Below are 14,834 nucleotides of genomic sequence, written 5' to 3' on the forward strand. Positions count from 1 at the left end.
TATTTTCCTTACAAAAACCTTACACTTTTGTAATAAATTCGAACCAATTTTGAATTAGCAAGGATTTCCTTTCCCTTCACTGAATAGCACTTCTCCTACCCGAACTTTTGGATGCGAATATTATAATTGAGAATGATAATAAGGAAACAATTTCATCTTTCCACTAAAAAACGTTATAATAAACTGTAGCCTCTACGATTACGTTATAAAGGAGATTAAAAAATGGCTAAAATTAAAGTGTATCAAGTAAAAGAAGAAAATATGGATGCAGTAAAAAACATCATTGATGTTGAAGAACAAAACCCATCTACTGCAGATTTACAAAATCTATACACATGTGTATTAGATACAGAGGATATGGCATTGCCTGAATCATATATCGAAGAAGATATTTTAATCGATTCTATTGAAGTAATGGTAAATGTGTCTCAAAATAAATTAAGAGACCTAGGCACATACGATGTAATTGAAGTACAAAACAAAGGTAAAAAAACACAGATTTTATTATTAGCAGACGAAGAATATGAAGTAATCGAAGGTTAATTTGTAAAGTTACATACAAAAAAGCTCCTTTCTATTTGAGAAAGGAGCTTTTTTCTTCTATGCTTTTGATGTTTCAGCCTTTATCTTACCTTGTTCTTTCTTGTATACCATTCGTTCATTCCCCATAAAGAAAATAAACACGAATGCTAAACCTGCTGGAACTAACGCCCACATAAAAGTATGAACGATAGAACTTGAAAGGGCTTCAATAATTTTATCTAATATTTGTGGCGGAATTTGAGATCTTGCGCCTTCTGAAAGAATTGCTCTTGAATCCCCTAGAGCGTTGCTATTTATTCCGCCATCCATTCCTTTAAATGCTTCTTCTAATTGATCTTGAAAACCTGTTCTTTGAATCATACCAAATATTGTAATCCCAAGTGTCATTCCTAATGAGCGGATAAAGTTACTCGTTGAAGTTGCTGATCCGCGCTGGTTCATACCAAAGCCATGGATTGCAGCCATACTTAATACTGAGAATGAAAACCCTACACCAAAACCGATAATAATCATATAAAGGGTTAGCCATACACGACTTGTTTCTGGTGTTAATGTACTTAATAAGAACAATCCACCAAGCATAATTACAGCAGAAATAATCATGATATTGCGGTAACTTAACTTTGATGTTAAAAATCCGCCTAACTGTGCTGTAACGACTGATCCTAACATCATTGGCAATAGTAATAAGCCAGAATTCGTTGCCGATCCGCCATATACACCTTGAATGAACAAAGGAATATATACAGTTGCTGACATAAAAGCAGCCCCGTAAAATAAAGCGATAATTGTACTCATCCCGAATAAGCGCTGTTTAAACATTTCAAACGATATGATAGGTTCTACCACTTTTCTTTCAATAAAAATAAACATAATAATTAAAATAGCAAATGCCGCAAATAAACTTAAAATAAAAGTAGAGTCCCAATCATACTTCTGTCCACCAAGTTCTAATGCGAACATTAAACAAACAACTGCACCGACTAGTGTAATTGCACCAAACCAATCAATCTTTTGTTTTTGATGAACGCGCGATTCTTTATAAAAGAATACAATAAAAATAAGTGATAGAATACCAAGCGGTAAGTTAATATAAAACACCCAGTGCCAGCTAATGTAGTCTGTAATATATGCGCCAAGTAAAGGACCGAAAATACTAGATAATCCAAAGACCGCACCAAATAATCCCCCCATTTTCCCGCGCTTTTCGGGCGGAAAAATATCAAAAACAATAGTAAAGGCAATTGGAACAAGTGCCCCGCCACCAATACCTTGGATCGCACGATAAATACCTAACTGCGTAATATTTTCTGCGGTACCACAAAGTGCCGAACCAATCATAAAGACAATTAAGCCGAAAATAAAGAATCTTTTTCTACCATACATATCTGATAGTTTTCCGAAAATCGGCATTCCTGCCATTTCTGCTACCATATACGCCGATACAACCCAAACAAAGTTTTCTAATCCGCCTAAATCGCCAACAATTGTTCCCATCGCTGTAACAACAATGGTATTATCCATTGATGCCATTAAAATCCCTAGCAATAAACCAGCAACTACAAAGCTAAGTTTACTATTCTTTGCAACCATATATCTTGCTCTCCCTCTTACAACTATATTTGTTTATGTTCTTTTACAACTGATTTGCCTTTTTGATTAAAGCTAGTATGATATTCAACAACACTTATTTCACAGCCAGGGCCAATTGTAACATTGTTTCCCCTCACTACTTCAGCTATTGTATGCTCTAAATAAATGTCATCACCTTCAATAATTGATGTTTGAAGATTACCAGTATGGCTTGTAAAAGGAATAAATCTAGCTTTTTTTCGTACTGTAATCTTTTTCCCACCAATTTCTCTTACTTTACTTCCTTCATAACGCAAGATAATGTTAATATTTTCAGCATTTAAAAGCCCTTCACTTTCAAGACCACCCGTTAATAAAAATTCTTCAACTTCAATATCTTCTTTTACAGTCAGCCCTCCTTTAATGTCCACAAAGTTTCCGGATAACTTTCCATTCACTTCGAACATTCCTCGAATTTTTATTTTGTTAATGTGACAATCATTCTGCACTTGTGTATTACCATATACTTTCACATACTCAGCATGCAAACCACCTTGTACTTCACTATCTCCATACACAATATATGAATTTGTCGTCATATCACCACGAACACCGCTCGTTCCATATGCTTTAAATTCATTGCAGTTCACATCATTTGAAATTGTTCCTTCTCCTCGAATTTTCACTTTATTATAGATTCCACCTGATGAACTACCAGAACCATTCAATGTAAGACTATTTCGCTTTTCCATTTACATTCCTCTCTCTATAAAAAAATTAAACTTGCTGAATTTCTTTTACTTTTGCATTTTTATCGACATGAAGAACTCCCGTATATTCTATAAGTCCAATCTCACAATTCGGCCCCACTGTAACATTGTTACCTCTTACAGTTTTAATTTGCACGTAATCAATATCAATATTGTCACCTTCTAACAATTCAGCTTCTAAATGTGATCCAAACACCGTTTTAAAAAGCCCACTAAATGCTGTTGGTCTGTGTCTTACTTTAATTGTTTGACCACCTATTTCTTTTACTCTACATGTACCATGAATATCGATGTCAATTTCATCTGCGCTTAGTAAGCCACCAATTGTGAATTGCCCTTCTGACGAAAAGATATCTACTTCACAATTACCGTCAATAGTCGCTTGCCCACGGATTTTAAGCTCTTCTCCTGTCAAAGTACCACCAATTGTTCCTTTTCCAGCAATCTTTAAATTGTTAGCCTTTACATCTTTTGTAATCGTTGCTTTTCCATCAATTCGCATATTTTCAGTGCTTACTGTACCGTCAACTTTACCGGATCCACTAATTTTTGTGTTCTCGCTTTTTAAATCACCATTTACACTACCTGACCCATTACATTCAAATTCATCACAGTCAATATTTCCATTAACAGTTCCTTTTCCATTTAACTGTACTTTATGGAACTCTCCACCATTTGAAGAACCATAGCCATTTATAATTAATTTTTCTGTATGCATTATTTCTCCTCCACTACAATAGTTTTGATTTTAATGCTTCTGTATATTGCATGATTGTTAAACGTACGACTATCTTCGTACCTTTTTCAAAAAATAGATCTTCCACATTTGAAACTAAGAAACATGTAGCAATACCTAGTTTTCGAACCACAACTAATTCACTATTCTTTTGTTTCATGATTTCATAGTGCTCATGCAGCACTTGCAGTATCATCTTACCTTCTTCTAAACTAATTTCTCCAGATTGCAGTAATTCTTCTAAAATGTATACATAGAGAATATCAACAAATTGAAATTCTACCGGTTTATTCGTTTGTTCTATAAAAAACTGCACAACCGGTTCGGAGGCAATACCCTTTCGTATCATGTCTTCTTTCGTTAAAGAAACCTCTGTTACACTTGGTGAAAACATATTCGCTAATTCATCTAGAGACAAATCCTCTTTCATTGTTTGAATTTTATCAATACGTTCTAATATCTTTTCTTTCGGAAAAAATGTTTCTTGCCCTGTAAAAGTTGATTTTCTTACAAACCAATCTTCTGGTATTAAATTCTTTCTTTTCCACCTATATAGCTGTCCGTATGAAATACCAGTCAGTTCTAATAAATCCTTTTTTGAAATTAAATCCGTACTCAACTGTATAACACTCCTTCCTGATAACAATGTAACATAACACTGTTACACTGTAAATGGGTGTTTATAAAAAATGTGCGAAACAATGTTCAAAATCAAAATGTACTTCCATACAAAAAGGCCCTTTTGATTTTTCAAAAGAACCTTTATTAAATGCTTATATATTAAGGTTTAAACCATATATTATAAAAATCAATCCAACCTTGAGCGTTGATGATTATATTTTGTACTTTTTCATGTGTACGTATGTGTTGTTTATTACGATATAAAGGAACAATATGAATATTACGTAACAATGTATCCTCTATATCGCGTAACAGTGTAATTCGCTTTTCAAAATTAGGTTCAATAAAATATGAATGTAATTGCTCATTAAAATCCAGAGAGCTATGCTGATAAATAAAACTATTTTTTGAAAGAAACATATACAGAAAACTGCTTTCTGTTTGCTCGCTAATGGTAGCACTATCATGAATGATATCTGCTTGCTTTATCATTTGAACCTGTAATAATTCCTGTGTATCAAGAAAAGCTATTTCAATTACAATTCCATATTTGGCACATTCTTTTTGAATCCAATATGAATCTTCTACATGATCTTGTCCTTTAAATGTGTATAAATTTAATATTTCATTATTATACTTACTATTTTGAACCAAGATTTGAATATCCTCTTTTATTCTTGGCATAAAAAAATTCGTCAATAATAATTCCCCTGCTACCTCGCCACGCTCTCCCTCTAACTCACCTATTATTTTGCTGCTATGAATAATTTTATACAACGCTTTGCGAAATGTAATATCTTGCATAGGTCCTTGTTTCTCAGTGTTTAACGTTATATATGTTACATTGGATTCCAGTATAGAAAGTTCCTTATGATACTTTTCTAATTCTTTATGTTGCGCCTTTACGAAAACATCATATGTATCAATACTTTGTGGCACATTCCATAATTCAATCCGATCGAGAAAGGGTCGTTCACGAAAATACAAATCATGAGCTTCTAATACAAAAATAGACTCATTATTTTCACACAGTTTAAACGGTCCTGTTCCAATTAATTTGTCTTCCTCATCTTCCATTACAATAGAACACTGTTCTGAGCTTAAAGCATGTAATAACAATTGATTTTCCGTATGCAAGTGCATTTCTACAATATATTCATTTACAATACGAACACTTTCAACATGTTGAAGCATCCATGAATACGGATTATCCTCTTTATTCATAAACCTACCAAATGTATATACAACATCATGAGCTGTAAATCGTTTTCCATTATGAAATCGAACCCCCTTTCGTAAATAAAAAGTCCATAGTTTTAGATTGTCATTATATTCCCAATGAAAAGCGAGTCTCGGCTCTATTGTATTTGTGCTCTCATTAACATAAATAAGCGTGTCATATAGATGTTTTACCATATGACACTCCGAACGCATTGTAGCATATACAGGATCTAAAGAAATTTTCAGGTTCATTTCAACTTGTAAACGCAGTACATCTTGTCTTCCTCGAGAAGTCATTTCAATTTGATAACCAAATATCGAATCTATCCAAGCTTGGAATTGTTTTTCTAATATGGGGAAATATGAGCTATATTGCTCAACAAATGCTTTTCCACCCTTTACATCCCCTTGTTTCGTTATTTCTTTCCCCTGTTCTAAAATTAAAGAAATAGGATTTTTTTGAAACGATAACTTTGATCGATTCCCTCTTCCGCGTCCTGGAAACCAACAAATCCACGCTAACTCTTCTAATTTTTTTATAATAAATTTACTATTACGATCCGTACAAAACAATGTTTCCGATATATTTTGTAATGATATTTCTATTTTTTCTTCCTCTGTTCTCCCTTTTCCATACTGGACCCACAGCTGTATGTACTGCTCCAAAATAACCATACTTTTCCCCCTAAAAGATGAAAAATCTCCTTCTTTCATTCTACCCTTTTTCATTTCTTGCTTCTATCTTAAGATTTCTATATAGAAAGGGGGAAATGAAGAATGAATCATCTTATAAAACGCTATAATAAACCAATCCGGATTCGATTATTAGGTGAGTTGTTAACTAGAACAACTGAGGCCATGTTAGCAATTATTTTTATTGTCCATGTCAATAAAGCACTAGAAGGTAATGTGATTATGACAATGCTTCTGTTTGGATTGCAGCCACTTTCTGATATTGTGTTCACAATCATTGCTGGAGGTGTAACAGATCGCTACGGTAGAAAGAAAATTATGTTACTCGGATTATTCGTGCAAGCAATTGCAATAGGCGGATTTGTTTTTGCTGAATCAGTCCTATTCTTTGCTTTGTTATATGTAATGAACGGTATTGGCCGCTCCTTATATATTCCTGCTCAGCGTGCACAAATTGCCGATTTAACTGAACAAAAACAACAAGCTGAAATATTCGCTGTTCTTCAAACAGTAGGAGCTATCGGTGCTGTGATTGGTCCATTCATCGGTGCCTTTTTTTACAATAGTCACCCTGAATACTTATTTGTCATTCAAGCTGTAACTCTCCTGCTGTATGCCATTCTCGTTTGGACACAACTGCCAGAAACAGCTCCAATCATTCAAACTAATGAAAAATCAGCACAAGTAACAACACGTACACAGTTTATTTTTAAGCATTATGCTATATTTGGACTCATGATATCTACTCTTCCGATTAGCTTTTTCTATGCCCAAACTGAAACAAATTATCGTGTATTCGCAGAAGATATCTTTCCAAATTTCTTATTTGTTCTCGCATTTATCTCGACTTGTAAAGCTGTAATGGAAATCATCCTGCAAGTTGGTCTTGTCAAATGGTCTGAACGATTTTCAATGCCTAAAATAATTGTAATTTCATATATTTGTTATACATTCGCTGCTATTGGTTATGGTTATTCTACAACATTATGGTCACTCTTCTTCACATTGCTTTTCCTGACAATTGGTGAAAGTATTGCTTTAAATCACTTACTACGATTTGTTTCCAGAATAGCACCAAGTCACAAGCGGGGATTATATTTTTCTATCTACGGCATACACTGGGATATTTCTCGAACGTGCGGTCCTGCTATAGGTGCAGTTATATTAAGTCATGTAAGCGGCGGCACTCTATTTTATATTTGTGCCTGCTTATTAATAATTGGTGGAATCATTCAAACTTATTTTGTATATTCAGTAGAGCGTAATAAATCAAAAGAGCTGTTCTTATAACAGAACGGCTCTTTTTCTTATATCAACTACCCTGCCATATTATTAACACTGTCCTCTGTGGAAAACTCTACATGTATATATTCTTTATTCATAATTTCTTCCTTAAAACATATCCTATTTATTTGTTATACTGAATAGATAATAGGAAAATTTTACTGGGTTTGATAACCATTTTATTCACTTTAAAGAAGAGGTATAATGAATAAAGCTATCGACATACAATATCTGTGTCATTTAATATATCAAACATTTTCAATTCCTGTTCATTTTTTATCTACAAATAATGATATCTTATATGAATTTATTTCTAACGATAGTTGTAGTCCTTTTTATTCCTCTAAGAAAGAACAACTAAATGACCTTTATCAAAAAAATGATCCCTATAACTTTCCACTCATCAAGACCAATCGTTATCTAGAAAATTTTGTTTTAATTCACATAGTAGATCATGAATACATGGAAGGAACTCTTATCATTGGCCCTTCTGCATACCCACGTTTATCAGAAGATATGGTTATTGAACTCATGAATGAATTTGCACACAATTGCAATAAAGGCTGACTTCTAGTGCACTCTTTCACTCGGTTATGTTGGATAATTTTTATCTTTTACAAGTAAAAAGCTTCACTTTTCAAATGTCCGAAGAAACTTTTTCATGGTATGGATGCTCCTTTGAGCAGATATCCTCCTTCTCTACTAATAAATTGTTATTTTTTTAGATTTCTGCTAACAATTTGTATAATCATTTTTGTGAAATTTATCCAAAATAAAAAAGCCGCCCTATTAAAGGCAGCTTTAGCTATGTATTTATACTTCAATACTTTTTCCATCTTCAACGATGTGGTAAAGTAAATGAGCTAAATGATGAATTGGACCATATTCTTCCTCTTCTTCATCTGTTTCACCTTGGAATTCAAGGTCATTTAAGTAAAGTGCTAAAAATTGATAGAATAATTTCAAATCAAATCCGTAGCAAGCACTTGGCTCTTCATGATCTCCTTCATATTGCAACATTAAGTATTGTTCATTGCCTTCTGCATCTTCTGCATCAAAGAATACAAAGAAACCAACATTTGTATCTAGATCAAATAGATGACGAGTACCGTTTTCTGTTACTTTATTGAAGTCCTCTTCACTTAACTTATGTACTGTTGTTGCTTTTGCATTGTCTTCTTGATGAAAGTTTACTGTAAATGATTTCAATGCTTACACCTCCTGATTGTATAACAGTAGCATAACAGATTAGGACAAATAATACAAAAATGGATCGCTGACAATTTTCAGCGATCCACCTAATTTCATTTTCGCATTGCACGCAGTAATAAGCTGACAATAAAAATTAAAACAATGGCACCAATTAATGCTGGAATAATTGCATACCCTCCGATAACCGGTCCAAACGTACCCAATAACAATGTTCCAAGCCAAGAACCGATTATCCCAGCAATAATATTTCCAATCACACCACCAGGTACATCTTTACCAACGATTAAACTTGCTAGCCATCCTAAAATACCACCAACAATTAAAGACCATATAAATGCCATATCACTATACCTCCTTAATTTTACAAAACAAAAATAATACCTATAAATTATTGCTTACCATTAGTTATGCTACTATTTTTGATAAGTTATACCTTAAATGCCACGTATAGCTTTTTATACAATTGAATTAGTACAGTTTTGTATCCATTCAAAATAAATTATTTTTCCAAACCATATTATTCCTCGATGATCTCATAGCCTTATTCCCTAAGAACAATCTGGTTTCAACATTGTTCTCATAAATTTTTTTAAAACGTTTGATAGTTAAAATCAATGGCCATTCTTTGTACAGACCGATTATCAAATCTTATGGGTTCAGCAATCTTTCTAAAATCAGCTACACTTTGTCCTCGAGTTTCGTCATTTGTTGTACTTATCCATACAGCAGACTTTTTATATTCAAAGATATTATCATTCATTAATGAAATAAACGGTAATAAATCATGAATGGGACTTCTACCAATTCCACGGTATTCTTTTTTATAAAAGTTCTCATAATAAAAATCAATCATTGGCTTAATTAGTTTTGCTAGCCCTGTTCCCTTTTCATTAATAATGTTTCCATTTCAGGAGTAATAAGTGCCTGCTGCGTTACATTTAACGGATAAACACTAACATTCTTGGCATATTTCATGACAATATTAGTTGCAATTGGATCTCCATAAAGTGAACCTTTAATCAGTGGGGATTTTCTTCATCCCCCTCTGATTATTAGTTGAACGAATCGGGCTTTTATGGGCAGTTGGTTCCCCACCTAACTTCTTTGCTTTCGCTGAACTTTGAGGTGGGGGTCTTACTGCCCGTTAATGCGGGGTAAAAGTTAGCTTCTGAAACAGGAGTAACATTACCTGGAAATAAAAATGCGCCACCCATTATATAATAAGCGCATACTTGGTCCATTACATCTGGATACAAAAGAAATAATATTGCATGTTTTATCGGCATAAATTAAAGCAACTGCATCATCGATACCCAAATCTCCAAAAAAGATTTTTTATTAACTCCTCTCACCCTCCTCATCATTTTCTACTATTATTATTATGCGAAAAAGACAAGGCGGTGAAACAGTATCAAATAAAAAAACCGCCTATTTACTGGCGGTTATATGGAGATAATAAAATTGTTTATATTTTATTCAACTATCGTGTATTTTTCACTATGAATACAATTTATTTACCTTTTCATTTTCCTCTTAAAGCCCAAAACAGCGATTACGAAGATAATGATTATATAACCAACTACCCATAATAAAGGTACAACAAGATCACCATATTCACCAGATAAAGCAAATCGTGTAGCATCAACCGCATGAGCAAATGGCAATGCATAACCGACTGTTTTAAACGTACCACCAATCATATCTAACTTAAACCAAGTGCCACTTAACCATGTTGTAAGATTAACAAAAATCGCAAAAATCCCACCAACTTGCTTATCCGTAAAATACGTACCAAGTAGTAGACCAAATCCAATATAAAGCATTGCAATGATAATGAGTAGAATAGTGGCACCTAATACATTCGCATTAAATGATAGACCTAAGAAGAATGCTGAAATAAAGCAAATAACAATTTGAAGAATGGCAACCGGTAATAGTGGAAGAGCGTACCCAGTAATATAATCAGAGGCAGACATAGGGGAAGCAAACATCCGCATTAAAAATGAACTGCTTTTATCCTTACCAATCAGCATCCCTGAAAATAACGTAATAAAAGAAAAACTGAAAACGATTACACCTGGCGTTAAGTTTTCTATATGATAAAGGTCCAAAGGCATATTTTTCTGCATGATTGAAAAAAGACACATAATAATAACCGGAAGCACAATCCCAAAAAGAAGCGTCAGAGGATCTCGTAAAATCTCCTTACGATTACGTGAAGCAAATGCTAAATATCTCATAGTCCGCCTCCCTCTTCAGTTAGTGTAAGGAAAATATCTTCTAAAGAAGATTGTCCCGTATTTTCTTTTAACTCATCAATCGTTCCAAGTGCATGCAATTTACCACCATGCATAATACCGACGCGATCAGCAAGTGCTTCTACTTCTTCTAGATAGTGCGTCGTTAAAATAATCGTGATTTTACCCTTTAATTCAAGTAGAGTCTTCCACAGATCATGTCTAGCACGAATATCAAGTCCTAGTGTTGGCTCATCTAAAAAAATGATTTGGGGAGACGAAATAAGTGCCATCGCAATGCTTAGCCGGCGCTGCAACCCACCTGATAATGTTTTTGCTTTATTTTTTGCTCGCTCCGAAAGTCCAAACTTTGTCATCATTTCCACCGCTTTTTGCTTAGCCTCTTGCTTATTGCTTCCATAGATACTCGAGATGAATTCTAAATTTCCCTTTACAGAAAGATTCGGAGCTACCGCAGTTTCTTGCGGAGAAATGTTTATTTTTTGTTTTACTGCCGTAGGGTTTTTGATGATACTATCTCCTAACATCAGTGCATCGCCACTTGTAGGTGTAAGTAAGCAACTAAGCATTTTAATCGTTGTTGTTTTTCCAGCAGCATTTTGCCCTAAAAGTGCGAAGAATTCTCCCTTCTTAATCGTCAGTGAAAGATTGTCAACAGCTGTGCGCTCTTTAAATTTTTTCGTTAGATTTTTTATAATTATGGCCATTATTCATCACTTCTCCCTTCAAATTGCCTTGATTGAATCGCAGCATTAATTTTTTTTATATCATTCTTTGAAATCATGTATTGAATAGTCCATGTGATGACATACGTACCTAAAAAACCAATAAAAAAAATCAGTGTGCCTATAGATGTTTTGGGCATCCACAGTAGCGTTACAATCGGCCCCCATACTAGTGCTGTTATACAAAAATGAACGATGTACTGTTTTAGTAGACTCCACTTCACTATGTCAAAAACAAGCGAACTTGTAGCGAATGTGACCCCAATCAGCCCTGTTAACAGTATTTGTACCGTGACAGCTGACATCTTACTAACAAATAAAGAGCGAAACTGTTCCACAACTGGCATATATTCTCCTTGACCTAATGGGAGCGAAATAAGGAGTTGTACGATTTCTCCAATAATCACACCGATAACAAAACCACCAACAACTCGACTAATTATATTTTTCAAGATATTTTCACCTCATATTCCGAACAGTTTCTTAATTTTTGAAACATAGCGTCGAGAAGCATACGTTTTGATATTCCCTGTTAATGACACGCCAATTGTTCCTGTCATACTAATATCCATATTCGTAATCATTTTAATGTTAACAATCTCTGAATTTGAAATACGAACAAAAAATTGACTATTTAATTTCTCTTCCAGTTCATATAACCTTGAGCGAACGGTATAAATACCAGCAGCGGTTTGGAGAAATACCTTCTGTTTCTCTGTATAGATTCTAACGATATCTTTACATTCAACAATTTCAACACCTCTTTCTGAAAATACAGCTAATGAATCCATATGAGTCTCCGATAGTCGCTTCATAATATCAGATATCTCATCTGTCATTTTATCCGTTAGAATGATAATTTTCGGCTCTTTATAAGATGGATCAATCGACACTTCAAACTTCACTTCACCACTTCCCTTTCACTCGCTCTAAATATAAAAGCTATTTAAGTTACTGTAAATGGATTTTCGATAACCGGTTGTTTTCACACGATAACTGGTCAAAAAACAAATATAACAATTAGATACTCCAGGAACATATTCTTTCTTTACAATAAATAGGCACACAAAACAGATCTTCTGTGTGCTGATTCAACTTATGTATTTCTAAATAAAAATCAATTTATTAAATTATTTTTTCATATAGATGTATAGCTTATATAGGAAGGAACGAAATATTCAAAATACTTTTTCATTAAAAAGTTCTCCCCTATTAATTAAATAACTTTTTACATTTCTATTATACATGAATAGAAAAAACGACACTGTATTTTGTGTCGTTTCGGCTCTCTATCATTAAACAATTTTATTGTTTTTAAAGGACTTTATTATTTGTGAACAGCATTTTCCATCTTTTTATACGACAAATATGCTAATACATTCTTACTTGTATCATATTTAGGATTGTTTCCTTTTTTCGGCTCTCTAACATGTGTCTTTTCAAACCCAGGAATTTCAGGCATTTTCTCCAAAAATTCAACAATCTCTTTTTCCGTTCCCTCAACGCGTACACGAATCATTGTTATTACTCCTCAATTCTCTATTTCTCTGTACTAAGTATAGCGTACTGAGAAAAGACTGCAAGAAAATTATCTTTTTAGCGTTGAACTTTTATGACATACAAACAGTGCCATCTCCGTATAAAATGATTCTACTTTATTATTGTTAAATTGTATGTTGAAGAACTCCTTCATTTCATTTGACGTTTTCATCATACAATCCGTTAACTTGGAGCGTGTTGGCGATGGGACATCCATCATGTTACACCACCAATCAAAATTAAATTGTTTTTCAAATGTGAAACATGATTGCATTTGTAAACCTTGCTTTTCTAATAATGAAATCCACTCTGTTTTTCTAAGCGCTCTCCTGTGACTTGGATCTCGCTTTTTCTCAATAAAATTATAAAATGTATCATATTCTAGGTTTTCTGGGGAGACATTATCAATTAATATAAATAATCCGTTCTCTTCTAACTTTCGATGTACTTCAAAAATAAATTGAGAAGGGTTTGAAAAATGATGCGCTGCAATGCGACAAATAATCGTATCAAACGATTGATTAGAAAATGGTAAATCCTCTGCATTTCCTACTACAAATGATACATTTTCATGTCCGTTTGTCTGGATAAATGCTTTCGCTTTTTCTAACATTTTTTCTGTTAAATCGAGCGCAACAACCTCTTTAAATATCGGGGCTAATAAATTAGCAACATGACCGCCACCTGTAGCGATATCAAGAAGACGAATATTTTTACGATTTTTTACTTGTTGAACGACATACTGTAAATCTGGTCCTTTTGCATGAATTTGACTATTCACATACTTTTCAGCATTACTACCAAATTGTGTTTTCACAAGTTCTTCGTTACTCATTTCAATCATCTTCTTTCTACATATATTTACATATTCTTTTTCAGCAAGAATATATAAATATCCTCTTTATTCAATGAACTAAGCACTCTATTTCCTTCCGATTTTCTTCTTGTTTTATATATTTACATACATTTATACCATATGCTTGTACAATGAAGGGAAGTGACAATACAAATAGTTCTTTTAACACATTCTCTTCGTATTCATCAACCCAATCCTTTGTTTCTGTACAATAATTAAAAATCAACGTATAGAAACTTCCGCATTCAATTTCTGTTTTACCTACACCTATTTCTCTTAATAGCTCTTTACATAATAACGAATGTCCATCAATAAAGCGTGGAAAGTAATAAGCATAAATCATTTCACGACACTTCTCCCTAATCATTTCCTCAAATTTAATATAGTATATTCTACTTTCAAAATAGAACGCTCCCCTTGTTTTCCCACTATACTCGCGTAAAAAATCTCCAATTGTATCATACGTATAGCCTTCATGCGTTTGATTCATATGTACTAAAATACCACTAGAGTTCACCATATATTTTGGGACTGATATGTAATAATAGACAATCCAAAAACAAAGCTTTGCTATTATTTCCTCTTCCTGCTTCTCTAAAAACTGGTCGAACAATTTTTTGAAAAATTGTTGAATCATAAGTATCCCTCCCTCGTACATTTTAAATTTATTCCAATTTATTTTCTAATATGTAAATTTGATTTTTTAGCTCTATAAAAGCAAAGTTTTATCCAAATCAAAAAGATTGAACTTTCATTATCAAACACGTAATATAGACTCTGACTCTAAAAAATAATGATTCAAAT

Annotated in this window: 17 protein-coding genes and 1 pseudogene; 3 read left to right on the forward strand and 15 right to left on the reverse strand. The window is 33.4% G+C overall.

The genetic code is table 11. The features are described 5' to 3' along the window. Positions 1-222: 222 nt before the first annotated feature. Entirely contained in the window at positions 223-543 is a 321-nt protein-coding gene (locus BPMYX0001_RS11955; RefSeq protein ID WP_003197999.1) for a hypothetical protein, read from the forward strand. A 57-nt stretch (positions 544-600) separates the two neighbouring features. Here the strand turns inward: BPMYX0001_RS11955 and BPMYX0001_RS11960 are convergent, their stop codons facing one another. From BPMYX0001_RS11960 to BPMYX0001_RS11980, 5 genes are all read right to left on the reverse strand, one after another. Next, a complete protein-coding gene (locus BPMYX0001_RS11960; protein WP_006095091.1) occupies positions 601-2,136 on the reverse strand; it encodes an MDR family MFS transporter in 1,536 nt (511 codons plus the stop codon). A 23-nt stretch (positions 2,137-2,159) separates the two neighbouring features. Beyond that, positions 2,160-2,867, reverse strand: a complete 708-nt coding sequence (locus BPMYX0001_RS11965; protein ID WP_006095092.1) for a hypothetical protein — start codon at positions 2,865-2,867, stop codon at positions 2,160-2,162. 25 nt (positions 2,868-2,892) lie between these two features. Continuing rightward, a complete protein-coding gene (locus BPMYX0001_RS11970; protein WP_006095093.1) occupies positions 2,893-3,603 on the reverse strand; it encodes a polymer-forming cytoskeletal protein in 711 nt (236 codons plus the stop codon). 13 nt (positions 3,604-3,616) lie between these two features. After that, positions 3,617-4,240 carry a YhbD family protein gene (locus tag BPMYX0001_RS11975; RefSeq protein ID WP_003197991.1) on the reverse strand — a complete coding sequence of 208 codons (624 nt, stop codon included), beginning with the start codon at positions 4,238-4,240 and terminating at the stop codon, positions 3,617-3,619. Positions 4,241-4,401: 161 nt separating this feature from the next. Next, positions 4,402-6,192 carry an ABC transporter substrate-binding protein gene (locus BPMYX0001_RS11980; protein ID WP_006095094.1) on the reverse strand — a complete coding sequence of 597 codons (1,791 nt, stop codon included), beginning with the start codon at positions 6,190-6,192 and terminating at the stop codon, positions 4,402-4,404. 48 nt (positions 6,193-6,240) lie between these two features. Between BPMYX0001_RS11980 and BPMYX0001_RS11985 the strand changes: the two genes are divergently transcribed. Beyond that, on the forward strand, positions 6,241-7,446 hold the full coding sequence (locus BPMYX0001_RS11985; RefSeq protein WP_033798930.1) for an MDR family MFS transporter: 1,206 nt from the start codon (positions 6,241-6,243) through the stop codon (positions 7,444-7,446). Between the two features lie 198 nt (positions 7,447-7,644). Then, complete coding sequence (locus tag BPMYX0001_RS11990; RefSeq protein ID WP_006095096.1) at positions 7,645-8,007, forward strand: hypothetical protein; 363 nt, start codon at positions 7,645-7,647, stop codon at positions 8,005-8,007. 246 nt (positions 8,008-8,253) lie between these two features. On the opposite strand, the gene BPMYX0001_RS11995 is transcribed toward BPMYX0001_RS11990, so the two are convergent. The 10 genes and pseudogenes from BPMYX0001_RS11995 to BPMYX0001_RS12045 form a co-directional block, all read right to left on the reverse strand. Continuing rightward, entirely contained in the window at positions 8,254-8,649 is a 396-nt protein-coding gene (locus tag BPMYX0001_RS11995; RefSeq protein WP_003197987.1) for a hypothetical protein, read from the reverse strand. Positions 8,650-8,744: 95 nt separating this feature from the next. Then, positions 8,745-8,993, reverse strand: coding sequence for a GlsB/YeaQ/YmgE family stress response membrane protein (locus BPMYX0001_RS12000; RefSeq protein ID WP_003197984.1), 249 nt, complete (start codon positions 8,991-8,993; stop codon positions 8,745-8,747). A 207-nt stretch (positions 8,994-9,200) separates the two neighbouring features. Next, positions 9,201-9,923: pseudogene (locus tag BPMYX0001_RS34005) on the reverse strand (nucleoside hydrolase); the annotation flags it as partial. Positions 9,924-10,166: 243 nt separating this feature from the next. Further along, entirely contained in the window at positions 10,167-10,892 is a 726-nt protein-coding gene (locus BPMYX0001_RS12015; protein WP_033798931.1) for an ABC transporter permease, read from the reverse strand. Next, on the reverse strand, positions 10,889-11,617 hold the full coding sequence (locus BPMYX0001_RS12020; protein WP_006095099.1) for an ABC transporter ATP-binding protein: 729 nt from the start codon (positions 11,615-11,617) through the stop codon (positions 10,889-10,891). Before BPMYX0001_RS12020 ends, BPMYX0001_RS12015 begins: the two co-directional genes overlap by 4 nt. Then, complete coding sequence (locus BPMYX0001_RS12025) at positions 11,617-12,087, reverse strand: DUF3021 domain-containing protein (RefSeq protein WP_006095100.1); 471 nt, start codon at positions 12,085-12,087, stop codon at positions 11,617-11,619. Before BPMYX0001_RS12025 ends, BPMYX0001_RS12020 begins: the two co-directional genes overlap by 1 nt. A gap of 12 nt (positions 12,088-12,099) precedes the next feature. Next, positions 12,100-12,540: a LytTR family DNA-binding domain-containing protein gene (locus BPMYX0001_RS12030; protein WP_003198186.1), complete on the reverse strand. Its 441-nt coding sequence runs from the start codon at positions 12,538-12,540 to the stop codon at positions 12,100-12,102. Positions 12,541-12,962: 422 nt separating this feature from the next. After that, on the reverse strand, positions 12,963-13,154 hold the full coding sequence (locus tag BPMYX0001_RS12035) for a YvzF family protein (protein ID WP_003198184.1): 192 nt from the start codon (positions 13,152-13,154) through the stop codon (positions 12,963-12,965). 69 nt (positions 13,155-13,223) lie between these two features. Beyond that, positions 13,224-14,009, reverse strand: a complete 786-nt coding sequence (locus BPMYX0001_RS12040) for a class I SAM-dependent methyltransferase (protein WP_018780673.1) — start codon at positions 14,007-14,009, stop codon at positions 13,224-13,226. 70 nt (positions 14,010-14,079) lie between these two features. Next, positions 14,080-14,667, reverse strand: coding sequence for a hypothetical protein (locus BPMYX0001_RS12045; protein WP_006095101.1), 588 nt, complete (start codon positions 14,665-14,667; stop codon positions 14,080-14,082). Positions 14,668-14,834 lie beyond the last annotated feature (167 nt).

This window comes from Bacillus pseudomycoides DSM 12442, assembly GCF_000161455.1.
Taxonomy (GTDB): Bacteria; Bacillota; Bacilli; order Bacillales; family Bacillaceae_G; genus Bacillus_A; species Bacillus_A pseudomycoides.